This is a genomic window from Croceimicrobium sp. (assembly GCF_965228705.1).
In the GTDB taxonomy this organism is placed as follows: Bacteria; Bacteroidota; Bacteroidia; order Flavobacteriales; family Schleiferiaceae; genus Croceimicrobium.
On the sequence record NZ_OZ245832.1, the window covers coordinates 3,395,069 to 3,416,842 of the forward strand.

23 protein-coding genes are annotated in these 21,774 nt (G+C 44.3%); 8 read left to right on the forward strand and 15 right to left on the reverse strand.

Annotation, left to right across the window (positions count from 1 at the left end; all coding sequences use genetic code 11):
- Positions 1-11 precede the first annotated feature (11 nt).
- Positions 12-1,403 carry a dipeptidase gene (locus ACO05P_RS15155; RefSeq protein WP_421752114.1) on the reverse strand — a complete coding sequence of 464 codons (1,392 nt, stop codon included), beginning with the start codon at positions 1,401-1,403 and terminating at the stop codon, positions 12-14.
- A 163-nt stretch (positions 1,404-1,566) separates the two neighbouring features.
- Here ACO05P_RS15155 and ACO05P_RS15160 point away from each other — a divergent pair, with 163 nt between their 5' ends.
- The 5 genes from ACO05P_RS15160 (at position 1,567) to ACO05P_RS15180 (ending at position 5,679) form a co-directional block, all read left to right on the forward strand.
- Complete coding sequence (locus tag ACO05P_RS15160; protein ID WP_421752116.1) at positions 1,567-2,643, forward strand: Kelch repeat-containing protein; 1,077 nt, start codon at positions 1,567-1,569, stop codon at positions 2,641-2,643.
- Between the two features lie 65 nt (positions 2,644-2,708).
- Complete coding sequence (locus ACO05P_RS15165) at positions 2,709-3,728, forward strand: endo-1,4-beta-xylanase (RefSeq protein ID WP_421752118.1); 1,020 nt, start codon at positions 2,709-2,711, stop codon at positions 3,726-3,728.
- Positions 3,725-4,165 carry a hypothetical protein gene (locus tag ACO05P_RS15170; protein WP_421752120.1) on the forward strand — a complete coding sequence of 147 codons (441 nt, stop codon included), beginning with the start codon at positions 3,725-3,727 and terminating at the stop codon, positions 4,163-4,165. The genes ACO05P_RS15165 and ACO05P_RS15170 overlap by 4 nt, the downstream gene beginning before the upstream one ends.
- Positions 4,166-4,251: 86 nt before the next feature.
- Positions 4,252-4,689, forward strand: coding sequence for a VOC family protein (locus ACO05P_RS15175; protein ID WP_421752122.1), 438 nt, complete (start codon positions 4,252-4,254; stop codon positions 4,687-4,689).
- Positions 4,690-4,797: 108 nt separating this feature from the next.
- Positions 4,798-5,679, forward strand: a complete 882-nt coding sequence (locus tag ACO05P_RS15180) for a T9SS type A sorting domain-containing protein (protein WP_421752124.1) — start codon at positions 4,798-4,800, stop codon at positions 5,677-5,679.
- A 242-nt stretch (positions 5,680-5,921) separates the two neighbouring features.
- On the opposite strand, the gene ACO05P_RS15185 is transcribed toward ACO05P_RS15180, so the two are convergent.
- The 10 genes from ACO05P_RS15185 to rsgA form a co-directional block, all read right to left on the reverse strand.
- A complete protein-coding gene (locus ACO05P_RS15185; protein WP_421752126.1) occupies positions 5,922-6,803 on the reverse strand; it encodes a geranylgeranylglycerol-phosphate geranylgeranyltransferase in 882 nt (293 codons plus the stop codon).
- Entirely contained in the window at positions 6,804-7,742 is a 939-nt protein-coding gene (locus tag ACO05P_RS15190) for a mevalonate kinase family protein (RefSeq protein ID WP_421752128.1), read from the reverse strand. It abuts the gene before it with no gap.
- A complete protein-coding gene (locus ACO05P_RS15195; protein ID WP_421752130.1) occupies positions 7,742-8,779 on the reverse strand; it encodes a diphosphomevalonate/mevalonate 3,5-bisphosphate decarboxylase family protein in 1,038 nt (345 codons plus the stop codon). Before ACO05P_RS15195 ends, ACO05P_RS15190 begins: the two co-directional genes overlap by 1 nt.
- A 42-nt stretch (positions 8,780-8,821) precedes the next feature.
- Positions 8,822-9,694 (reverse strand): ACP S-malonyltransferase, encoded by an 873-nt coding sequence (fabD, locus tag ACO05P_RS15200; RefSeq protein WP_421752132.1) that lies wholly within the window; start codon positions 9,692-9,694, stop codon positions 8,822-8,824.
- A 75-nt stretch (positions 9,695-9,769) separates the two neighbouring features.
- Positions 9,770-10,126 (reverse strand): four helix bundle protein, encoded by a 357-nt coding sequence (locus ACO05P_RS15205; protein WP_421752134.1) that lies wholly within the window; start codon positions 10,124-10,126, stop codon positions 9,770-9,772.
- A gap of 99 nt (positions 10,127-10,225) precedes the next feature.
- A complete protein-coding gene (locus ACO05P_RS15210) occupies positions 10,226-10,636 on the reverse strand; it encodes a 6-pyruvoyl trahydropterin synthase family protein (protein ID WP_421752137.1) in 411 nt (136 codons plus the stop codon).
- A gap of 47 nt (positions 10,637-10,683) precedes the next feature.
- On the reverse strand, positions 10,684-11,013 hold the full coding sequence (locus ACO05P_RS15215) for a nucleotide pyrophosphohydrolase (protein WP_421752139.1): 330 nt from the start codon (positions 11,011-11,013) through the stop codon (positions 10,684-10,686).
- Positions 11,014-11,020: 7 nt separating this feature from the next.
- Positions 11,021-12,439, reverse strand: coding sequence for a gliding motility-associated C-terminal domain-containing protein (locus ACO05P_RS15220; protein WP_421752141.1), 1,419 nt, complete (start codon positions 12,437-12,439; stop codon positions 11,021-11,023).
- A gap of 60 nt (positions 12,440-12,499) precedes the next feature.
- Positions 12,500-12,955 carry a D-aminoacyl-tRNA deacylase gene (dtd, locus tag ACO05P_RS15225; RefSeq protein ID WP_421752143.1) on the reverse strand — a complete coding sequence of 152 codons (456 nt, stop codon included), beginning with the start codon at positions 12,953-12,955 and terminating at the stop codon, positions 12,500-12,502.
- Between the two features lie 5 nt (positions 12,956-12,960).
- Positions 12,961-13,914: a ribosome small subunit-dependent GTPase A gene (rsgA, locus tag ACO05P_RS15230; protein ID WP_421752145.1), complete on the reverse strand. Its 954-nt coding sequence runs from the start codon at positions 13,912-13,914 to the stop codon at positions 12,961-12,963.
- A gap of 66 nt (positions 13,915-13,980) precedes the next feature.
- Here rsgA and gldA point away from each other — a divergent pair, with 66 nt between their 5' ends.
- Together gldA and ACO05P_RS15240 are read left to right on the forward strand one after the other, a co-directional pair.
- Positions 13,981-14,877, forward strand: coding sequence for a gliding motility-associated ABC transporter ATP-binding subunit GldA (gldA, locus tag ACO05P_RS15235; protein WP_421752147.1), 897 nt, complete (start codon positions 13,981-13,983; stop codon positions 14,875-14,877).
- A 4-nt stretch (positions 14,878-14,881) separates the two neighbouring features.
- Entirely contained in the window at positions 14,882-15,712 is an 831-nt protein-coding gene (locus ACO05P_RS15240; RefSeq protein WP_421752149.1) for a toxin-antitoxin system YwqK family antitoxin, read from the forward strand.
- On the opposite strand, the gene ACO05P_RS15245 is transcribed toward ACO05P_RS15240, so the two are convergent.
- A complete protein-coding gene (locus ACO05P_RS15245; RefSeq protein ID WP_421752151.1) occupies positions 15,709-17,271 on the reverse strand; it encodes a hypothetical protein in 1,563 nt (520 codons plus the stop codon). The two genes, ACO05P_RS15240 and ACO05P_RS15245, sit on opposite strands and share 4 nt — an antisense overlap.
- A 208-nt stretch (positions 17,272-17,479) precedes the next feature.
- Between ACO05P_RS15245 and ACO05P_RS15250 the strand changes: the two genes are divergently transcribed.
- On the forward strand, positions 17,480-18,997 hold the full coding sequence (locus ACO05P_RS15250) for a hypothetical protein (protein ID WP_421752153.1): 1,518 nt from the start codon (positions 17,480-17,482) through the stop codon (positions 18,995-18,997).
- Between the two features lie 3 nt (positions 18,998-19,000).
- Here ACO05P_RS15250 and der read toward each other — a convergent pair whose 3' ends face one another.
- From der to ACO05P_RS15265, 3 genes are read right to left on the reverse strand one after another with little or no spacing between them, the layout of a single operon-like run.
- Positions 19,001-20,305: a ribosome biogenesis GTPase Der gene (gene der / locus ACO05P_RS15255; RefSeq protein ID WP_421752155.1), complete on the reverse strand. Its 1,305-nt coding sequence runs from the start codon at positions 20,303-20,305 to the stop codon at positions 19,001-19,003.
- Positions 20,306-20,343: 38 nt separating this feature from the next.
- Positions 20,344-21,138 carry an NAD(+) synthase gene (gene nadE / locus ACO05P_RS15260; RefSeq protein WP_421752157.1) on the reverse strand — a complete coding sequence of 265 codons (795 nt, stop codon included), beginning with the start codon at positions 21,136-21,138 and terminating at the stop codon, positions 20,344-20,346.
- A 9-nt stretch (positions 21,139-21,147) separates the two neighbouring features.
- Complete coding sequence (locus ACO05P_RS15265) at positions 21,148-21,771, reverse strand: outer membrane beta-barrel protein (protein ID WP_421752159.1); 624 nt, start codon at positions 21,769-21,771, stop codon at positions 21,148-21,150.
- Positions 21,772-21,774 lie beyond the last annotated feature (3 nt).

Genomic DNA, 21,774 nt, shown 5'->3' on the forward strand with positions numbered 1-21,774 from the left:
TCAAATTGCTTTTATTCGCCTTTCAGCGCAGCAAAATGCTTAAAGAAATGAGGGATGGTTTCAATACCCTTATAGTAATTGAATAGGCCATAGTGCTCATTAGGTGAGTGAATTGCATCGCTATCCAAGCCAAAGCCCATCAGGATACTTTTAAGGCCTAATTCTTTTTCAAATAAGGCAACAATAGGGATGCTGCCGCCACTGCGCACGGGTACCGGAGTTTTTCCAAAGCTATCTTCCATGGCTTTGCTAGCAGCCCGATAGCCAGGATCATCAGTTGGTGATACATAAGGTAAACCTCCATGGTGTGGAGTTACTTCTACCTTCACAGATTTAGGGGCAATTGCTTCAAAATGCTTTTGGAAAAGTGCGGTGATTTTTTCCGGTTCTTGATGCGGTACTAAGCGCATGGAGATTTTAGCTTTGGCCCAGGATGGAATAACGGTTTTGGCACCTTCACCCTGATAGCCACCCCAAATACCGTTTACATCTAAGGTAGGACGAATGGAAGCACGCTCCATGGTGCTGTAACCCAATTCACCATCTACATCACTGAGGTCGAGCGCTTTTTTATACTTATCCAAATTAAAGGGGGCCTTAGCCATCGCTTCTCTTTCGGCATCACTTAATTCCTGTACATCTTCGTAGAAGCCTGGAATGGTAATATGCTTATTATCATCTTGCAGGCTGGCAATCATATTAGCCAAAACGTTGATGGGATTGGCAACTGCACCACCGTAAAGGCCCGAGTGTAAATCGCGATTGGGCCCGGTAACTTTTACCTCTACATAGCTTAAACCACGTAATCCGGTAGTGATGCTCGGACTGTCATTCGCGATCATGCCTGTGTCGGAAATCAGGATAACATCCGCTGCTAATTTTTCTTGATTGCGACTTACGAACCAACCTAAATTTTCAGAGCCAACTTCTTCTTCCCCTTCAATCATGAATTTCACATTGCAAGCTAAAGTGCCAGTCTGATTCATTAATTCCAGGGCCTTTACATGCATAAACATTTGCCCTTTATCATCACAGGCACCGCGAGCGAAAATGGCACCATCGGGATGAATCTCTGTTTTGCGAATTACCGGTTCAAAAGGCTCGGTAGTCCATAAATCCAGGGGATCGGGGGGTTGTACATCATAGTGGCCATAAACCAATACGGTGGGTAAAGAAGGGTCTACAATTTTATCAGCATAAACGATGGGGTAGCCGGGGGTCTCGCAAATTTCAACGTTCTCGGCACCTGCTTTGCGAAGGCTTTCCGCCACTGCATCGGCAGTTTTTAAAACATCGTTTTTATAGGCGCTATCGGCCGAAATACTGGGAATGCGCAGTAATTCAAAAAGCTCTTCTACAAAGCGCTCTTTATTCTGCTCAAGGTATTCTTTTTGAGAGGACATTAAATAAGGATTTGCGTAAAGGTAAGGCTCATTTGAGAATTAGAAAGGACCATGGCCTGAAGCTTTCCATTAAGAAGAGCGAAATGCCATTTAAAGGCTATTTTGCAATTTTAGAATGAGGATAAAGCACAATTCAATAGTATCAAAGGCGTTTTATGGAAGCATGCGTTTATTGTTGATTCTAGTCTTTCTGGGAGTGAGTCACTTAGGAGCTCAAAATTGGCAGTCCCTGTCTGATTACCCAGGAATTGCAGTAGATGATGCTTCGGCATTTAGCATAGGAGATACGGCTTATTTCGGTGCGGGTTTAACATCCTGGTGGGCTCCTCGAGCTAATTTCTTTGGCCTGGATTTACAGAGCTTTCAATGGTTCTCTATCGCAGCTCTACCAGTTGGGGAGGAACGTCATTATGCGGCAGCATTTAGTACCGATCGCTTTGGCTATGTTTTTGGAGGTTATAATGGTCAGCAATTCCTAAATGACCTGTGGCGCTATGATCCCCTTTTAGATCAATGGATGGAAATGAGCCCCTTGCCGGATTCAGGTCGTTCGGGTACGGCTTGTTTTCGTATTGGTGATACAGCTTATTTTATTGGGGGTAAAAACGATTCCAATTATGCTTTAGCAGAAGTATGGGCCTATTCAATTAGCGATGACAATTGGCATTCGTTGCAAGATTTTCCTTTTGGTAATCGATGGGCCGCATCAGCAACAGCTATGCTAGGCAAAGGCTATCTACTTTTTGGCCGCAATGAAAAGGATGAATATCAAAAGGGTTTTTATCGCTATAATCCGAATACCAATCAGTGGATTCATATGATGGATTTCAGCGGAGCAGGACGATCGCATGCTTGTTTGCTAAGTCTGGACTCTTTATTAGTGGCAGGTTTCGGGATTGATAGTTCGAATCACTATTATGCGGATTGGCAGGAATACGATAAAACTAATCAAAGCTGGACCAGCCTTAATTCAATACCGGCTGGAGGCCGAAAAGGCGGGATGGCTATAAGCACTGGAGGTAAGCTGGTTTATTGCACTGGAATTGATGCTGCAGGTTTATGGACGCAGGAAGCCTGGCTTTATACGACCCAATTGGGAGATAGGGAAGTGGAGCCCACTGAAGCGCGAAAGTTATTGCAGATCGTAGATGTGTGGGGGAGACCGATATCGGCAAAAGCCAGTGGCTTTCAAATTTGGTTATACAGTGATGGTAGTGCTGAAAAGTACTGGATGCCCTAGTCCTTTTGATTTCCTTTGCTAAGGATTATCTTCCCTTTTCATTTATGCGATTGTACAGAAGGCTCTTGATTATAGTACTATTGGCTTCGGCTTGTAAGCCAAAGCATACGGAATCCTGCACTTTGGAGCCAGCCTTGTATCAAGTCGCAGATTTCCCCATTGGCTGTGCGGTAGATCTAAATCAGTTGGAGTTCAACCCAAACTACGCTCAATTGTTAGGGCAACAGTTTAATCAGCTCAGCCCTGAAAATCTGATGAAAGCTGAGCATATTCATCCTCAGGTAAATACTTACAATTGGTCGGAGGCCGACCGTTTAGTAAACTATTGCCAGCAAGAGAGCAAAAGCTTGCATGGACATACTTTGATTTGGCATCAACAATTACCCACTTGGATGGAACATTTTTCGGGTACAAAGTCCGAGTGGGAAGCGATGTTTAAGGATCATATCCAAAGCATGTGCAGACATTTTAAGGGAAAAGTTCGCGCTTGGGATGTGGTGAATGAGGCTTTTAATGAGGACGGAACCTTGCGGAATTCCATTTGGAAGCAACATTTGGGCGCAGGTTATATTGAAAAGGCTTTTCGCTATGCACATGAAGCAGATCCGGATGCGCTCTTATTTTACAATGATTTCAATCTGGTCTTAAGTCCTAAGAAGAGAGAGGCGGTATTGGGGCTGCTAAAGAGTTTGAAACAACGCGGTGTGCCTGTAAATGGTATTGGTTTACAGATGCATATTTCGATTGCTTTTCCCGAAAATCGAGCAATGGAGTCAGCTTTTCAAGATTTTTCAGAGGCAGGTTTTTTAGTACATATCTCAGAGTTGGATATTTCCGTAAACCCTTATGGAGGGGCTCTTAACAACGATTCTAACTTGTGGGAACGACAAGCTCAGAAGCTGGCGGTTGTGCTTAGCTTGTACAAACAGATCGACCACTCCAGGCAATACGGAATAACATTTTGGGGCTTAAGTGATGCAGATAGTTGGATACCAAGTGCATTTAATCGGGAGGATTACCCTCTGCTCTTTGATGTGAATTATCAGGCGAAAGCCGCCTATTGTAAAATGAAAGAAAGCTTATGAAACTGCGATCTCTACTATTTGTATTGTTTATTAATCTATTAGCTCAAGAGATTGTGGCTCAAGTGGCGGTAGCTTATTATCCTTTCCAATCGACCTTAAGTGTGAGCACCGATACTGAAAAGCCTTTATGGGCAGATTTCCGAATTGAGACCAATAGTTTTTATGGTAATCTGAATTCGGAGCTCGATCTGATGTGGAATTGGAAAAGAGGTGAGTGGGTAAACTATTACAGCGGTGTTGGTTGGAATTTTGCACCCTTCGCCGCAGCTTCAGATTTGGATTTCACTAATGGTTATCTATTTGCAACTGGAGCGCGGATTAAACCCTGGACTGCCCATCGGAACTTTCAGGTCATACTAGAAATTGCTCCTTATGTAAATCGGCAGTGGGATGGAGGTATTTTTCGTAGTAGTTTAGGCCTGGCTTATAATTGGTGAATGATGGGAAAATTAATATTCCTTTGATCTGTATTGTAGCCCTAATCCTTACATTTCCAATACTGTAGAATTTAAACTAATTCCTTATGACCACCGTAAATGTATACCTCACTTTTAATGGCAATTGTGAAGAGGCCTTTAATTTTTACCGCTCTGTATTTGGAGGCGAATTCGCAATGTTCTCACGCTTTAATGAAATGCCGGCCGATGAGGGGAACCAAATGCCCGAAGAAGAGGGAAATCGAATTATGCATGTGGGGCTGCCCATTAGCAAAGAAACTATGTTAATGGGTAGTGATACCGGTGGTGAATGGGCCGCGAACTTTAAGGCGGGTACTAATTTTTCCATTTCAGTTAGCACAGATAGTCGTGAAAAAGCAGACCAGTTTTTTAATGATTTGGCGGTGGAAGGTCAGGTGATTATGCCCATGAATGATACTTTTTGGGGTGACTATTTCGGGATGTGTGTAGACCAGTTCGGTATTAACTGGATGGTGGGATATAATGCCAATATGGCTGAATAGTCTTCAGGGTTTAAGGGGCTGTTTATCATTGATTTAAAATTGATTAAATTGGGGCATCTGTATCATGCCCCTGGAGGGGTATTCCTCTTCAGCCCTTAATTTTACCCTATGAAGAAAATTGTATTCTCTGCTTATTTACTGATGGCCACTTGCTTTAGTGGACAAGCCCAATGTTTACTCGATTTAGGTCCGGATCGCTATGCCTGTGGAAACTTGCAAGGAACAGATACTCTGGATTTAGGGGATCAAATAAGCCATCAGAATACGGTTGGCTCCCTTACTTATACCTGGGAGGCACATTATTTCCAGCAATTGGGATCTACAACTATTGAACTATGGGCCTCTGACCTATTGGATGATACCACATCCGCCAACCCTCAGTATATCGCTCCATTAGACTCGGTACAGTTCTTTTTAACCCTGAGTGATTCTCAAGGAAATACCTGTAGCGACTCCATGGTGGTCTACCTGTCTTCTTTTGTAAGTACTCTGGGGACCATTAATGCCAGTATTCAGGAAGGAGATTCGATATTCTTAAACTTTGGATCAAATATTAGCGGTGGTACCGGACCACTTACTTACCTCTGGCGTCCAAATCATGGATTGGTGGATTCTACCCTGGCAGATGGATTTTGGGCGAAACCCAGTCATAGCATTGCCTATTATGCCACGGTATCGGATACAGTTGGCTGTAGCGCCGTGGGTGCACCTTATTATTACATTACGGTGAATCCGCTTTCCGAAAAGGAATTAAGATTGGCAGATCATTTTAAGGTATATCCTAATCCAAGTTCTGGTGTTTTGTTTATCGAGAGCAATTTGAAAGAGCTTAGGAGTTTTAAATTAATTCGTGCCGATGGTCGGACTGTCCTATCCTTAGATCATTTACCCTTACAACTTGACTTATCAGGTTATTCTAATGGTTTGTATTGGTTACAGGTGAATACTGCCAGAGAAAGCTTAAGTAAGAGACTTGTTTTGCAGAACTGATACTTCGGGTTTTTTAGGGAAGGTGTTTTCTTGAAAATTCGGTTTCGGAATGTTTAAATTTTTCGGATTAAAAATGTCCGGTAAATTTTTTAATGCCTTTCACGTTAATTAAAATTTCAGAGCATTTTTTAAATACCCGATCTCCTTATTTAAGTTTTTAGCCAATTTCTTAAATAAAGAAATCTTGAACCTTGATCAGTTTTGTCTGACACCCTAGATTAAAGAAATTGCATCTCTTCAATCTATCCCAACCAAATCAAGCTTACAATCCCCCCAATAATCAACAGTCTATACAGATGGTTGAGGTAATGGAAGTGCTCTTTCTTTTCGGCGAAAGCCAAAAGGCCTGCACTAAAAAACAGACCGGCCAGACCCAAAGCAAGGTAGTAGCCGATACCGTTTAAGCCCACCTTATAGAATATGGCTCCGGCGGGAATTAAGCCTGCCAGGGTGAAGGCAGCTACCAACCATTTGGTTTTACGTAATCCCAAAGTTACGGGCAGGGTAGGGTAGCCAAGGATGACATCGCCTTTCAAGGCTTCGAGGTCTTTGATAATCTCCCGAATGAAAATGACCAGAAGTACAAAGCTTACATAGGTGAGAATCACTAAATCTTCAAGATGGAAGTAGAGGAAGATGGCAAAGAAGGGAGTGATGCTCAATAGGGCGGCCATCATATTGCCAATGAAGGTGATCTTCTTCAGTTTATGAGAATAGAACCAGAGGGCGAAATTAAAGGCAGCGAAAAAGAGAAATACATTAAAACTCACCAATGCCCCCAGTAAGCTTCCGCTGATGGCAAAGAGGAAATACAGGCGCAGGGTTGTGCTCTGCTTGAGGATTTTCTCATAGAGGGTTTTGTCTGGCCTATTGATGAGATCCTTCTCGAGGTCGTAAAAGTTATTGATGATATAACCCCCGGCCACTGAAAAAAGAGAGGCAAATACAATAGCATGGACTTTAAGATCCAGAACTAAAGCCAACCAATTATGGGGATCGTTTAGAACAAAGATGACCGCTAAATACTGGGCGAGCGCTAAAAAGAAAATATTATACCACCGCACCAGGGAAAGCAGTGCGGAGAGCTTAAAGATTAGGATCTTGTCTCTCCGGCGCAGCGCCATTTACAGACGGTATATCAATTCGGTTTCGTAGCCTTTAAGCAAAGTTTTGGCCTGGTCGTAATCAGGCGTAAAGCCTAATACAAAACCACCACCTCCACTGCCGCAAAGCTTGAGGTAATAAGCATTGGTTTCGATGCCTTGTTGCCATAATTCCTTCATGCTATGCGGTATCATTGGGCTGAAGTTCTCAAATACCAAATGACTCAATTTCTTGAGGTTATTGAAAAGAGGCTTGGTGTCTCCTTTCAGGAAAGCAGCAATACAAGCATCATTGTACTTGGTAAACTGCTCTTTCATTACTTTTCGGAAACCCTCATTTTTCATCTTATCCATAAAGATGTTTACCATAGGCTGGGTTTCCCCGGGCTGGCCGCTATTTAATAAGAAAATGGCGCCTTTGCCTTCCAGTCTTTCAGGAATATGTACCGTGCCTAATTCGTCTTTCGACTGAATTAATACTGGCAATTTGAGATAGCAAATAAGGGGGTCGAGTCCGCTACTTCTTCCGTGGAAATAGGACTCCATTTGACCTAAAATCTGCTTGAGCTTTTGAATGTTTTCTTTGCTGATATCCGCTTCAGGATCAATGCGGTTTATGGCATAACGATCGTAAATCGCGGCACATAATGCCCCACTACTGCCTACTCCATATCCTTCAGGGATACTGCTATCGAAATAGTAATTGGCTTCTAAATCTTTACGGAAAGCTTCCAGGTCGAAATGGGCTAAACTATCGCCACTGCTTTGTAGTTCCTGCAGGTAATTGAAGAACTTCCATAAGCTCTGATTGGAGCGCTTGGCGGTTTCCGACAATTCTGCTTCGTGCTTAAAGGCACCTTGATAATAGTTATAAGGAACCGATAAACCCTGGGAATCGTTTATAATGCCATACTCTCCGAAGAGAAGGATTTTGGCGTAGTATAGCGGATTATTCTTCATTATGTCAGCTTCGTTGGACCAGGTCCAACCTGATCGCAAATATACTCTCCGTTTTTTAAATAGCCTTTTATAGTGCTGTTAACGAAATCCAAAGCTTCTTGTTCGATGCTCTTAGGATAAAGTAAATGCACATTAGCACCGGCATCCAGAGTAAAGTAGAGCGGCTTAAGGGTTTCACGGCGGAAATTCCAAATCTCTTCAATGATCTGAAGGGTATTGGGCTTCATCAATAAAAAATAGGGGCGAGAGCTCATCATCATGGCGTGGAGGGTGAGGGCTTCACTTTCTACCAATTCGCCAAAGGCTTCCAAATCACCCTTAGCTAAAATGCTTTGCAGGCTGGCCATATTACGATGGGCCTGCGCAAAGCGTTCTTGCGCAAATGGATGTCCTTTCATTAAGCCATGTCCGGCAGTGCTGCTTACCGCTTTCTGACCTTTTTCCACCAATAAAATGGTATCTCTAAATTCCTGGAAAATGGAGTCCACTTTCCCGGTATAGGGGATGGCGTATTCATCACTGCTTTCGGCAATACCTTCTGTTTTACCCCAGAGTCCTAGGCCCCCAAATAAGGATCGGCTGGCCGAACCGGAGCCTAAGCGCGCCCATTCACTAGCCTTGCGGTAAAATTCGCTTTCACTAAGCTTTTGCCCTTCCGGGGAAAGGGATAATAAACAAAGGGCTAAGGCCGACATGCCACTGGCAGAACTGGCTATACCACTGCTATGTGGAAAGCTGTTATAGGTGTGGATGCTAAACTTATGGCCCTTTAAAAAGTCAAGCTCCTCTTCAATGCGCTTAAAGAATTGCTCAATTTTGGGTTTGAAATTATCCGCTTTGCGGTAATCGAGGTACACCTCAAAATCGAAGTCAGCCTGACTTCCTTCCTCCAGAATTTCCAATTTGGTTTCGGTATAGCTTTCTTTAAGGGTGAAGCTAAGGCTGGGATTCGCCGGTAATTGGGGCTCATATTTTCCCCAGTATTTTACCAGGGCAATATTCGAGGGGCTTCGCCAACTGCTGGACTTCGAATTCATGGGCTTCAATTCTATGCTTTAAAGCTCGGGTTTAATATCCAATCAGGCGCTTTGCGTTTCGGCTTCGCGGTGAATTTTTTTCACCAATCCTTGTAATACTTTACCAGGGCCCACTTCAATAAAGTTGGTAGCGCCATCGGCCACCATATTCTGAACACTTTGGGTCCATTTAACCGGTGCGGTTAATTGCTTGATTAAATTGCTTTGGATTACAGCAGGATCACTAATAGGGGTGGTGCTCACATTTTGATATACCGGGCAGATAGGCTCTTGGAAGTTAGTGGCATTAATGGCGGCCGCTAATTTTTCTTCCGCGGGCTTCATTAATGGAGAGTGGAAGGCGCCACCTACGGGTAAGAGTAAAGCGCGTTTAGCACCCGCTTCCTTCATCAGCTCACAAGCTTGCTCAACCGCGGGAATAGCACCAGAGATCACTAATTGTCCGGGGCAGTTGTAATTGGCAGGCACTACAATTCCGTCTACTTGTGCACAAAGCTCTTCTACCTTCGCGTCTTCCAATCCTAAAACGGCAGCCATGGTGCTGGGCTCTGCTTCGCAAGCTTCTTGCATAGCTATGGCTCGAGCTGAAACCAGTTTTAAGGCATCTTCGAAAGCTAAGGTTCCATTGGCTACCAAGGCAGAAAATTCACCCAAAGAATGACCCGCTACCATATCGGGCTTAAAGTCATTGAGGCTTTTAGCTAGAATTACCGAATGTAAAAAGATCGCAGGCTGCGTTACTTTAGTTTGCTTCAAATCCTCAGCCGATCCCTCGAACATGATATCGGTAATGCGGAATCCTAAAATATCATTCGCTTGTTCGAACAAAGCTTTGGAAGCTTCAGATCCCTCGTAGAGGTCTTTTCCCATTCCGGTGAATTGGGCTCCTTGGCCGGGGAAGATGTATGCTTTCATTGGTAGTTGATTTATGAGATATTAGACGATAGATCTTAGAAGTTAGATGGATTAACCTTCATAACTAAGAAATGTCTAAAGAGTTTGAAATTTGTGTTGCAAGGTTCGATTTATTTTTTGGATTTCATCCAAATCACTAAAAAGCTCTTCGAGTTTGGTCTTCTTGAAATAACCTAAGTCTAATGCCAGGTAAAGTTGCGTGGCTAGTTCAAAGGAAGATCCTTGGGCGATGGATAAAAATTTAACAAATTCTTTATTGCTGTTTCTTCCAGCACCTTCAGCAATATTGGACGGTATTGATATAGCAGATCGCCCAATTTGGCTTCGAAGGCCGAATCGTTCAATTTCAGGAAGTTCGGGTAATAGTTGATAGACTTTTTTAACCAAGCTGCGGGATTTTCGCCAAAGGATTAACTCACGATAATTATGCATAGATGTAAGGTTTTGGTTTGAAAGCAATTTAATGAATCTTCCACCGGAAACCTCTATCGTCTAAGGTCTATCGTCTAAAGTCTAATAACCAGCCTCTTCTCACCCAAAATACTCCACCGCATTATTAATTGTCTCTTCCAGGCGAATGCGATGCAATCGACAGCCATGCTTGGCGATGGCGGGTTCGAGGATTTTCCAGAATTCTTCAGCCAATACTTCGGTGGAGGCAAATTTGCCACGCATGAAGTCTACATCGTGGTTAAGGTTTGCGTGGTCTACCTTATCGATGACCTGCTCCTGAATGATTTTCTTGAGGTCTACAAGGTTCATAACAAAGCCGGTATCAGGATTGATCTCTCCTTTAACCGTAACAATGAGGGTGAAGTTATGACCGTGGAAATTCTTATTGGCACATTTCCCAAATACCGCATCATTTTGCTCTTCCGTCCAATTGGGATTGTATAATTGATGAGCAGCGCTAAAACGCTCCTTCCGCTCGATATAAATCATGATCGTCGCGTCAAATTTTTTGCAAAGATAGCCAATACTAAGGCGCTCTACTTCAATTTGGAATTGTTGTGATGACGGTCGTGATCGCGTTTGGTTTTGGCCTCCATTTTTCGATCAAAGGCAGCTTGTAAATCCGTGTCGGTTTGATTGGCCAAACAAAGCACTACAAAGAGTACGTCGGCTAATTCTTCGCCCAGATCTTTGGTCTTATCACTTTCCTTTTCACTCTGCTCACCATAGCGACGGGCAATGATGCGGGCTACTTCGCCAACCTCCTCCGTAAGTTGCGCCATATTGGTAAGCTCATTAAAATAGCGTACCCCGTGGTTTTGAATCCACTCGTCGACCTGGCCCTGTAATTCGGTAATTCCTTTCATACTTATCTTATCGCTGCAAGCTTAGGAATTTTTTATAAATCTCCCCTTCCCATTGCAATTGCAAAAAGTAGGTTCCTGTTCCGCAGGCCTGGCCTTGGTGTTTTCCGTCCCAGGCAAAATCGGCTTCCCTACTCTGGAAAACTTCCAAGCCATGGCGATCAAAAATGTGCACCTCAAAATCAGCGGGAGCCCGATTGATATCGAAATGGTAAGTATCGTTCATGAAATCTCCATTGGGACTGAAGATATTAGGGATGATTGGCAACTTCAATTCTGAATCAGGGATGTACAGCCAATAGGAAATGCTGTCCCCGCAACCTTCGCTATCGGAAACCCAAAGGCTAACCTTAAAAGGACCTTCTCCCTCGAATTGGTGTTGCGGGTCGAAGAGGGTAGTGCTGTCTCCATCACCAAAATCCCAAAGAACACCATCTACACTGCCTGTGCTGAAATTTTGAAATTGGATTTGGGAGGAATCGCTTGTTGGATATTGCCAGCTAAAATTCGCCTGAGGCCCGGTGAATCGAATTTCGACATTGATTATACTATCGCAGGTTCCGGCATTGGGTTTTTGGTGAATGAAATTAGTATCATTTCGGAACCAGCCATTATGATAAAAGAGGGAATCCTGGCGACAGGCACTTAAACTAACTTGTCCTAATAAAGCTTGTTTTAAGCTTAATTGCAATTGGGTAATTTGCCCGCAAGTGCCACCGGTACTTAGGGTGTCGAAATAGGTGCCTGGACTTTTCAAATACTGACCATTAAAGAGGAAGCTATCCCCCTGGCAAATACTCTCGCTTAAGGTGTTGCCAATACTATAAGGGCTGAAATTAGAGCCGATACTCAAACAAGTGGGAGGCTCTACCTGCCAGCCGGTCACCGAAACAGAGGCGCTGGAAGGCCAACTATTTGCACTGCTGCCATCAGTGGAGGTATAACGAGTACAATTCCCATTGAGGCGCACCAACTTTTGCCATTTCAAGGCATTATTAACTCCGGCCACTTGATTTTTTACCGCCACTCCATAAAGGCCCACCATATCCACGAAAGTGTTCGTATTGCCTAAAGTAATGGCAATACAGTCATCATTATTTACGCCTCCTAAATTGGTGCGTACCTGATCGGAGCAGGCTTTGAAATCGGCGCTGGAACCCGTATTGTCGGCATTGGATATGATAATGCTGGCTCCGGCATTGAGGATTCCTCCTAGTTGTACTGAACCGGTAGAGCTGGTATTGGAGCCATTGTAAACCTGAACATAATAAGCATTTAGGTTTATGGGGTTGGCTGTGGGATTGTAAACTTTGATGGCCCATCCGCTACCAGGATTCCAATCCACATATTCGGTAATCATCAAATCATTGGCCTGACCAAAAACAGTCAAGGAGCTGAAGGCTAGAAAACTAAGAAGCAGGGCGCGCATTTGCAGGAGTTTTGGGCGGCGAAGTAAGTAAACAGAAGTTAGCCCGATATTAAACCTGCTTTATTCTTTGTTTTTGGTGTCGATCCAAATGGTAACGGGTCCATCATTGATAAGCGCCACTTCCATATGAGCGCCAAACTGGCCTTGCGAAACCCGGCTTTCGCCGATGAGGGTGCGGGCCTCAGCCAGAAATTCTTCATAAAGCTGATTGGCCATATCGGGAGGAGCGGCCTTGGCATAGCTGGGGCGGGTGCCCTTTTTAACCTTGGCGTGAAGGGTAAACTGACTCACCACTAAGAGGCTGCCTTGTACATCTTCTACCGAGAGGTTCATTAAGTCTTGGGCATCATTAAAAATGCGGAGCTTCAAGATTTTTTGCAGCAACCAATCTCGATCTTCTGCTTCATCATCTGGGCCTACTCCTAATAAAATCAAAAGGCCTTTGTCGATCGCTCCCACAATTTCTCCTTCTACTTGTACTGAGGCTTTTTGAACTCTTTGAACTAATGCGCGCATAAAATTTATTCGCTGTAAATATCTTTTCGATAGGGTTCGTCGTCTTCCTGGCCCTCAATAAAGTTTAGGTAACTCTCATAGCGTGTGAAAGCCAGTTTGTGCTCTTCTACTGCAGCCTTTACAGCGCAACCGGGTTCGTGTTGATGCAGGCAGTTATGGAACTTGCAATCGCCTTTTAAGCGAAAGATTTCCGGGAAGTAATCACCCATTTCGGAGGGCTCCATATTTACCAAACCAAAGCCGCGAATTCCGGGAGTGTCAATAATATAGCCACCCTTGGCTAAGGGGTGCATTTCAGCAAAGGTGGTCGTATGTTGTCCTTGCTCATGCGCTTCAGAGATGGCGCGAGTCTTAAGATTTAAATTAGGATCAATGCGATTGATAAGGCTACTTTTCCCAACTCCCGAGTGGCCGCTGAGCAGGCTAATTTTAGATTGAAGGAGTGTTTTTAATTCCTCCAAGCCTTCTCCACTTTGGGCAGAGCATTCCATTACGGTATAACCGGCTTGTTCGTATACAATGCGCAAGAACTCTAATTCTTCAAAATGCGCATCAGTATAGAGGTCGGTTTTATTGAATACCAATACAAAGGGGATATCATAGGCCTCGGCGCTTACCGCAAAGCGATCGATAAATCGAAGATGGGTTTTAGGTTGGTCCAGGGTGGCAATAAGTAATGCCTGATCTACATTGGCCGCTAAAATCTGAGTTTGCTTGCTGAGGTTCACAGATTTGCGGATAATGTAGTTCTTGCGATCCAGAAGTTTGGTAATCGCTCCATGACCTTCTTCTGTTTCACTCACTTCCACTAATACCCGATCTCCTACCGCTACCGGATTGGTGCTCTTAAGGCCTTGCAGGCGAATTTTACCCCGAATACGACAGTCGAGTAATGCCTGAGGTGTTTGCACCTTATACCAGAGGCCGGTAGATTTTATGACCAGTCCTTCTTCAATCATTTTGCAAAGGTGCAGAATCTCCTGCCTTGGTCAAAAGCTTTACCTTCGTGCGTCTAAAATTGAAGCATGTCGATTGAAGTATCTAAGCTAACTAAGCTTTACGGCGAACAGAAGGCTCTGGATGAGGTCTCTTTCGAAATTAAGAAAGGGGAGATTGTGGGATTTTTAGGCCCGAATGGTGCGGGGAAATCGACGATGATGAAAATCCTGACTGGCTATATTCCACAGTCGGAGGGTCAAGCTAAACTTTGTGGATTGGATGTAGAGTCGGAGAGTATTTCAGTACGTGAGAAGGTAGGCTATTTGCCAGAGCATAATCCCCTTTACCTGGAGATGTACGTTAAGGAGTATCTCAATTTTATGGCTGGGGTTCATTCCGTAGCAAAGGATCAGGTTGATGCCATGATTCAAAAAGTGGGCCTGGAGCCCGAAAGGCATAAAAAGTTAGGCCAGCTTTCAAAAGGGTATCGACAAAGGGTAGGCTTAGCGGCGGCCCTTTTGCATGAGCCGGAAGTACTGATTTTAGATGAGCCTACCACTGGACTGGATGTAAATCAATTGGTAGAAATTCGTCAATTGATTAAAGAGGCTGGTGCCAATAAAACGGTAATGCTGAGCACCCATATTATGCAGGAGGTCGAATACCTCTGTGATCGGGTAATCATTATCAATAAAGGTAAAATTGTAGCGGACCGACCCATTGCCGATCTTAAGGAACTTACTTTAGGAACGGTCTATCAGGTGGAGTTCGATAAGGAGTTCAGTAAAAGTGCTCTGCGGAAAATCAATGGCATAAAACAGGTGGAGGAGCTGGGTGAAAATAAGTGGCTACTGGAAGGCCGACCTGATATTGATTTGCGTACCGGAGTCTTTGAATTTGCCGTTGAGCATGGAGCGGCGGTTCTCGAAATTCAAAAACGCGCCGCGAGCTTAGAAGAAGTATTTAAAAAACTAACCAATTAATCAAATGCGAAAAATTAGTCTGCTTTTTGTCGTAGCGGTGTTGTTTACTGCCTGCGATGTTCGCACTGTTTCCAAAGCTGCCAAAGCTATAGATCGTGCTAGTCAGGTTGAAGCCAAAGAGGTGGATATGGAGCGCATTCAGGAGGCAGAGGCTAAGCTGGAAGCGCGTAAATCCTATACCGGTACCAGAACCGAAGTAAATCCTCAAACCAAGGTAAAGACTGTAATCCCCTTTGTGAATGGCGTGAAGGAAGGGGAGGCCATTGCCTATTATCCGGAAGGAGAAGTTTGGAAGCGAACCCATTACAAAGCGGGTAGCTTAGATGGTAAGGCTCAGATTTTTCGTCAGGATGGGACCATTAAGCATGAAGCCAATTACGTGAAAGGCGAATACCATGGTGATTATATAGACTACTTTAAAAGTGGGAACCCACAATTTGAAACTGCATATAAAATGGGGCGGCCATTACCGGGATTTGTAGACCGTGATTATCGGGGTAATGAGAAGGAAAACCCGGATTTCGTTATTCAGGAAAGTGAAAAGATGGTGAACGGTCAGAAGGTGGTGAACATTAATGTAGGAATGTCGGAGCGCGTGGTGGATCCGGTTTATTATATTTTACCTTCTGACATTAGCTGGGCAGAATCAACGGGGGATGTACTCCGAGCTTACAAGATGAATTCAGTGGCCGGAGGAAACGGAGAATTGGAGTTTAGCCTGGAGCCTAATCAATATCTAGCAATCGACGGTCAATTAATAGTGCAGTATATGTATAAGAATAAACTGCGCGTAGCCCAAAGTAAGTCGGTTAAACTGAGCTACGAGAATCTTTAGATTTTCCGATAGTAATCCTTAAGCCCTAAAAGCAGGGAATTGGAAGGTGCATATTTTAAACCGCGCTCAATCCAATTTTGAGCCTCTCTTTTACTGCTTCGAAAACTGTAATGAGCCACTTTGCTATAAGCCAAGGCTACATATTCTTCATTAATAGTTTCGGGAAGACTTCCACCTAGGAGCTCTTCCAGTTCTTCTAAATTTCGCTTAGCATGGGAAAGCTGATTGCGGTTGACATGGTTTACCGCCTCTATTATATAGATCTCGGCCACTAAGTTTCGGTAGATCGGCATATCCATTAAGGGAGGGTAAGCATTGCTGTAATGTTGCAGACTATCCGAAATGGAGGGTTCCGTCCATTTCCCGGCCTGGATTTTCATGCCAATACCCGTAATTACTAAAGCTAAGCCATTCTTATGATTGGGGATTTCCGCTAAACACTTTTTGCCGTATTGCAGGGTTTCAGAGACCTTGCCATTATGAAAGGCTTCAGTGCCCAGGGTAGAGTAATGATTGGCACGAATCTGTTTTAAAGCGGAATCATGGCTGGCAAATACCTCCGTGAAAAAGTCAAACCAGGCATCGTAGATAGGACGGTCGATTTTCTTTTCCAAATACGAAGCACAATAGTATTCAAAGGCTTCAATATTATCGAGTTTTTCCTGCTCGGTATAAAAGGTCCAATTTACCCGGCAGAGATCGAAAAAGTAAGGCTTGTTATAGTCTTGTTTTTCAATCCAGGTGCCTATGATAAAAGGAGCTTCATTGTATTCAGCCTCGGGGGCAAAGAAGCGAGCTTTTAGATGGTTTTGAAGCGCCGACTGGTAGTTCTCGACTTCAAGGTCGTAGAGTGATTGGTTTTGATATTGGAGAGAAACCAAGCGGTTGGCACTTACAAATTTACGATCATCAAAGCTTGCCAGGATTGAGTCGAGTTTGGGGTCATTTAATTGCTCGGGGCTGATCAGTTTTTGAGCCAGGTATTCCTGAATGCTTTCTTCCCGACTCTGCATTTCAATTTCATAATAACCTTGCTGCGGATCTGTGCTTTCAACGATCCAGGTTTCATCATCGTGCATTACCATGACATAGACGTGGCCGGGGATTTCAATCATCATATGCGGAATTCCCAGACGCGCAAAAAAGTAAGAGTACATGCCCGATGCCGATACGCAATTGTAATAGCCCGTTTCGAAGACTTCGCAAAATTGATTGTTAAGCTCGTATTTGTAGAAGATTTCTTCGTGAACCGTGTTGAATACGGTTTTGACAATTCTCTTGGTGCTTTTGCGGACCAATTTGGCAGAGTCTAGTGATTGGAAGATTTGCTCCAGTTTTTCTTGATTGGCCAAAGCTGTAGTAGAGTCCATTTTACCCGATGCCGCTAAAAGGAGGAAGAGGTGATTGGTGTCGCCGCTGGCTGTTGCTTCAAAGCTTTTTTGTTCGAACGCATTACTAAACTCCAACCACTCCATTGGCACCTGAAAGTCTTGGGCAGAGGAGCTAAGGGGACATAAAATTAGAAGCAGGAGGCTGAGGTTTACTAGGAAGCTTTTCATGAAAAGGATTAAAACTTCAAATTTAAGATCATTTATACTAGTAAAGGCCAGAGCTTAAATAGTTGTTTCAAATTCAGTGATATATATTTTGGCTTCATTGAAATACATCCTGATAGGATCACAATTTTTAGCCGTAAAAATTTAAGAATATGGCTTACTTTGCTTCACTTTTTAGCCCCTAAATTCAATGTTCAGGAAAGTCCTGTTTTTGTTTTGGATAGCAAGCCTTAGCTTGAAGGCTCAGGTTTATCATCCGGCTCCACATCAGCAGCAGCATGATTTACCGCGTGGGGCCTATGTCGCCTGTGTTGATAATATGGTGCAGGAGATGGCTGGGGGCACTTCTCAGCAATTACAGGATTTGATCCGTACAATTGAGCGTCATGATTTAGGCTTTTTAGCCTTTTATGGTTTGCACTATGTGGTTGATAATAATCCGCAGGATAATCCGGAAGAAGCACAGCTTAGAGTTCTTATAACTCAATTGCGTAATCGTTTTCCCAAGCTGCAAATCGCCGCTGTAGGCGGGGGATTACAAAACCCCAGCGCTGGTAAGATTAATGCTCAGGAGTTTGAGCATTTAAAGACCGATAATTTTCTTTTCAAAGCAATTAGCGATGAAGCTTGTCCGAACCAAAAGCCGGGCTTAGGTTCTTTGGGAAAGTTAAATGGAATGATGAATCCTCACCATCCCGACGCTCAAGAGCAATACCGGGCCGAGGTAGTTAAGTTTTTTGCTCGCATTGCCAGCTCTTTTGGTTTTGCGAATCCCGCATCTCGCAGCAGTATGGGATCAGGGAAGTTCTTACAGCCTCAGGATTATTTTGATCATTTAGTATTAGAGGATGAATGGTGGTGGCGTTCTGGTGCTGTTTCGGATCACTTAAAGGATCATGAAGATTTATTGCGGGCCATGCGCAGTATTTTACAATTAAGCCATGCTTGCGAGGCGAAAGTAATGACCTATGAAAGTTTGCAAGTAGATAGTAGCGGATTGGTGTCCATGGATCAGCAGGCACGCGAGATTGCCGCCCTGGCGGATCGAGTTTTTGTTACGCATTATTTTAAATGTGTGCCGAATACCTTAGATCGTTATTGTAAAGTGATTGAGGCCTGGGGTAGCTTGAGTGGTGCGGAGGTAGAATTATGGCCGCTTTTCTCTTCCGAAGACCAATCGGCTAAGGTCTCCTGCAGTCGTTTTGACCCCAGTAAGTCCTGGAATGATTTCTGGGGGGAGTGGATGGATACTAATTATACGGCAAGCAATCCTCCACCTGATTTTTGTCCTGGTCCTGGTAGAGCCGGATATGGCTACCCTTATGAAACGGATGAGGCTGAAGATTTGTATTTAGATCGACTGGATAGTGCCGGCACGGCGGCTTTATTACCCAATAGTAGTTGTGTGGTTTTTCATCGCGGCACTTATCAGCCGAAAGGATTCATGTGGTTTATCGCCCATTTAATGGACCCGCATAATCGCAGCCGAGTAGGGCTAGCGGAGGCGAGTATCTTTAAAGCCAGTCCGGTACTTTTCCCTAACCCCGCTAATGAAAGTGTAAGTCTAAGCTATGGTACTTTGATTTCTATAAGTGGCATATCAGGCGAAAGCCTAAACCAAAAGCTAAGCGGGAACAAGTTTCAATTAACTGGACTGGCTCCCGGCTTATATCTGGTAAGGGTGTGGGCTCATGAACGCTATTATTATCTAAAGCTTCAAAAGTCTTAGCCTCTATTTCTTACGCATGAATATTTGGATGGGCACCCCGGTGAAATCATAGTGCTGTCGCAATTGATTTTCGAGGAAGCGCTTGTAAGGATCCTTAATGTACTGCGGTAAATTGGCGAAAAAGGCAAAGGAAGGCACCCGTGTGGGTAATTGGGTACAGAATTTAATCTTAATCAGTTTCCCTTTGGTTGCAGGGGGTGGCGTAGCCTGAATAATAGGGAGCATCAGGTCATTTAATTTGCTGGTGCTGATTTTCTGCTGGCGACGCTCAAAAACATTTACGGCTTCTTCTACGGCCTTATAAATACGCTGCTTGTTTAATACCGACATGAAGATGATTGGGATATCGCTAAAGGGTGCAATTTTTTCGCGGATATTGTCTTCAAAGCGCTTGGCGGTATGGGTGTCTTTTTCGATAAGGTCCCATTTGTTTACCAGAACAACTACTCCTTTTTTATTGCGTTCAGCTAAAGAGAAAACGGCTAAATCCTGGCCTTCGAAGCCTCTTTCGGCATCTACAATTAAAAGGCAAACGTCGGCGTCTTCAATGGCGCGTACCGAACGAAGCACCGAATAGAATTCTAGGTTTTCGTGGACCTTACTTTTCTTTCTCAATCCAGCAGTATCGACCAAAAGGAAGTCTTTACCGAAAAGGTTGTATCGGGTGTTAATGGAGTCACGGGTAGTACCAGCTACATCCGTTACAATATTGCGTTCAATGCCGGTGATGGCATTAATAAAGGAGGATTTTCCAGCATTCGGGCGACCGATTACCGCAATTTTTGGAATGTCTAATTCTTCCTCTTCCGGATCATCAGGCAGAGCTGCTACCATTTCATCCAGGAAGTCTCCGGTGCCACCGCCGTTCATGGCGGAGATATTATGCACTTCCCCCAGGCCGAGGCTGTAAAATTCGGCGCTTTGGGTTTGGCGTAAAGCATTGTCCACCTTATTGGCGACCAACATTACTTTCTTTTCGCTGCGGCGTAAAAGGTTAGCCACTTCTTCGTCCATGCCGGTAATGCCATCTTCGGCATCAACCAAAAAGAGAATAAGATTGGCTTCATCCACTGCAATTTGTACTTGCTTGCGGATCTCACCTTCAAAAACATCGTCGCTGCCTATGATATAACCACCGGTATCGATAACGGAAAATTTGCGACCGGCCCACTCGGCTTTACCGTAGAGGCGATCACGTGTTACACCGGCAATAGAATCAACGATAGCCTTACGTTGACCGGTTAAACGATTAAAAAGAGTAGACTTCCCAACATTGGGTCTACCGACGATGGCTACAATATTGCCCAAAGCTTAAATTTTGGGCAAAGATAGTTTAAAGCTGAGGCTTAGTCGCTAAGAAGATCTTCTGGAATTTCGCAAACCGGTATGGGCTCCATTTTATGGCGATTATTGCGGTGGTAGCGCTGGTAAATTTCCATCACTTCTTTTTCGCGACCGTGGAAATGCTCGGACTTTTTGCCTGTTTTTACCTGTTCCATGGCCCATTCGAGCTCGGGGTAACTGGCGCCAATTTGATCTTCGTCCGTACGATCATCGCCCCAAAGTCCATCGGTAGGAGGGGCGTCGAGGATTTCTTGAATCACGCCCATTTCTTCGGCCAACTCGAAAACCTGGGTTTTGTAGAGGTCAGCAATCGGACTTAGATCTACTCCGCCATCACCGTATTTGGTATAGAAGCCTACGCCAAAGTCTTCCACTTTGTTACCGGTACCTACCACTATTTTGCTTTCCAGGGCAGCAAAATAGTATAGGGTGGTCATGCGTAAACGAGCACGTGAATTCACCAAACTCATTTCGCGAGCTTCGCTGCCGGGTACATTAGGTAGGGAGCCAATAAACTGATCAAAAACGGGGGTGAGATCTACTTCCACCCGACTTACATTGGAGTGGCGCTTTTGTAGTTCTTCGATATGCTTGCGGGCACGACTTACCTGATCCGGGCTTTGATATATTGGCATCTCCACCAGAGTAACCGGAAAACCGGTTGCGGCAGCCAGGCAGGAAGTTAAGGCAGAGTCAATCCCTCCGGATACTCCTACCACATAACCTTTGGTGCCCGAATTTTCGGTGTATTCTTTTAACCAGTTTACAATGTGGTCAATAATGGCGGCGCGATTCATGGCAATAGTTTAAAACAGGATCCCTACGCTTAAAGAAACATAATCGAAGCGATAATTGAACTGATCGCTAAGGCGTGGATCTTCATCACTTAAAAGGTTGTCGGTTAAGGCGCGATGGTATTGCAGGCGCCCTAAGAGTTTGGTTTGTCCGCCAAGGTCGTATTCCATTCCCATTCCAATGCGGAAGGTGGCGTCGAATAGGCTAATTAAACTGCCGAAATCGCGACTGCTAGCGGGGTCCCAACTTACTTCTTCACCCGTTTCAAAACCAATGGCAAAACCCATTTCGGCAAAATAGGTGCTGTAGCCAAATTGGCGAGTACGCATTTTAATTTGCAATGGGATTTGGATAAACCCGGCCCGATAATCGGTAGTGGTGTCATTTATTTCCAAAGAACCACCACGATTTAAATACTCGAAACCGGAGGTGAAAGCATAGCGATCTGCAAAAGAATATTCAGCCAGGCCACCAAAGCCAAAAAGGAGCGCAGAACCGGTATTGGCATTGCCCTGATTGCTATTGAGGTAACTGAGTTGGCTGCTGCCGATAATTCCCAGTTGAAAATTGCGTTCTTGAGCTAATAAAGTGCCGCTGCTAAGAAGCAATAAGGCGGCATAGAAATAGATTCGCATAGA

Coding starts and splice junctions, on each gene's coding strand:
- ACO05P_RS15265 (WP_421752159.1), bottom strand. CDS start 21,771: ATGCGAATCTATTTCTATGCCGCCTTATTGCTTCTTAGCAGCGGCACT.
- ACO05P_RS15155 (WP_421752114.1), bottom strand. CDS start 1,403: ATGTCCTCTCAAAAAGAATACCTTGAGCAGAATAAAGAGCGCTTTGTA.
- ACO05P_RS15175 (WP_421752122.1), top strand. CDS start 4,252: ATGACCACCGTAAATGTATACCTCACTTTTAATGGCAATTGTGAAGAG.
- ACO05P_RS15245 (WP_421752151.1), bottom strand. CDS start 17,271: ATGAAAAGCTTCCTAGTAAACCTCAGCCTCCTGCTTCTAATTTTATGT.
- ACO05P_RS15205 (WP_421752134.1), bottom strand. CDS start 10,126: ATGCATAATTATCGTGAGTTAATCCTTTGGCGAAAATCCCGCAGCTTG.
- ACO05P_RS15240 (WP_421752149.1), top strand. CDS start 14,882: ATGCGAAAAATTAGTCTGCTTTTTGTCGTAGCGGTGTTGTTTACTGCC.
- dtd (WP_421752143.1), bottom strand. CDS start 12,955: ATGCGCGCATTAGTTCAAAGAGTTCAAAAAGCCTCAGTACAAGTAGAA.
- nadE (WP_421752157.1), bottom strand. CDS start 21,138: ATGAATCGCGCCGCCATTATTGACCACATTGTAAACTGGTTAAAAGAA.
- ACO05P_RS15215 (WP_421752139.1), bottom strand. CDS start 11,013: ATGAAAGGAATTACCGAATTACAGGGCCAGGTCGACGAGTGGATTCAA.
- ACO05P_RS15210 (WP_421752137.1), bottom strand. CDS start 10,636: ATGATTTATATCGAGCGGAAGGAGCGTTTTAGCGCTGCTCATCAATTA.
- fabD (WP_421752132.1), bottom strand. CDS start 9,694: ATGAAAGCATACATCTTCCCCGGCCAAGGAGCCCAATTCACCGGAATG.
- gldA (WP_421752147.1), top strand. CDS start 13,981: ATGTCGATTGAAGTATCTAAGCTAACTAAGCTTTACGGCGAACAGAAG.
- ACO05P_RS15185 (WP_421752126.1), bottom strand. CDS start 6,803: ATGGCGCTGCGCCGGAGAGACAAGATCCTAATCTTTAAGCTCTCCGCA.
- ACO05P_RS15220 (WP_421752141.1), bottom strand. CDS start 12,439: ATGCGCGCCCTGCTTCTTAGTTTTCTAGCCTTCAGCTCCTTGACTGTT.
- ACO05P_RS15190 (WP_421752128.1), bottom strand. CDS start 7,742: ATGAAGAATAATCCGCTATACTACGCCAAAATCCTTCTCTTCGGAGAG.
- ACO05P_RS15195 (WP_421752130.1), bottom strand. CDS start 8,779: ATGAATTCGAAGTCCAGCAGTTGGCGAAGCCCCTCGAATATTGCCCTG.
- ACO05P_RS15180 (WP_421752124.1), top strand. CDS start 4,798: ATGAAGAAAATTGTATTCTCTGCTTATTTACTGATGGCCACTTGCTTT.
- rsgA (WP_421752145.1), bottom strand. CDS start 13,914: ATGATTGAAGAAGGACTGGTCATAAAATCTACCGGCCTCTGGTATAAG.
- ACO05P_RS15170 (WP_421752120.1), top strand. CDS start 3,725: ATGAAACTGCGATCTCTACTATTTGTATTGTTTATTAATCTATTAGCT.
- ACO05P_RS15160 (WP_421752116.1), top strand. CDS start 1,567: ATGCGTTTATTGTTGATTCTAGTCTTTCTGGGAGTGAGTCACTTAGGA.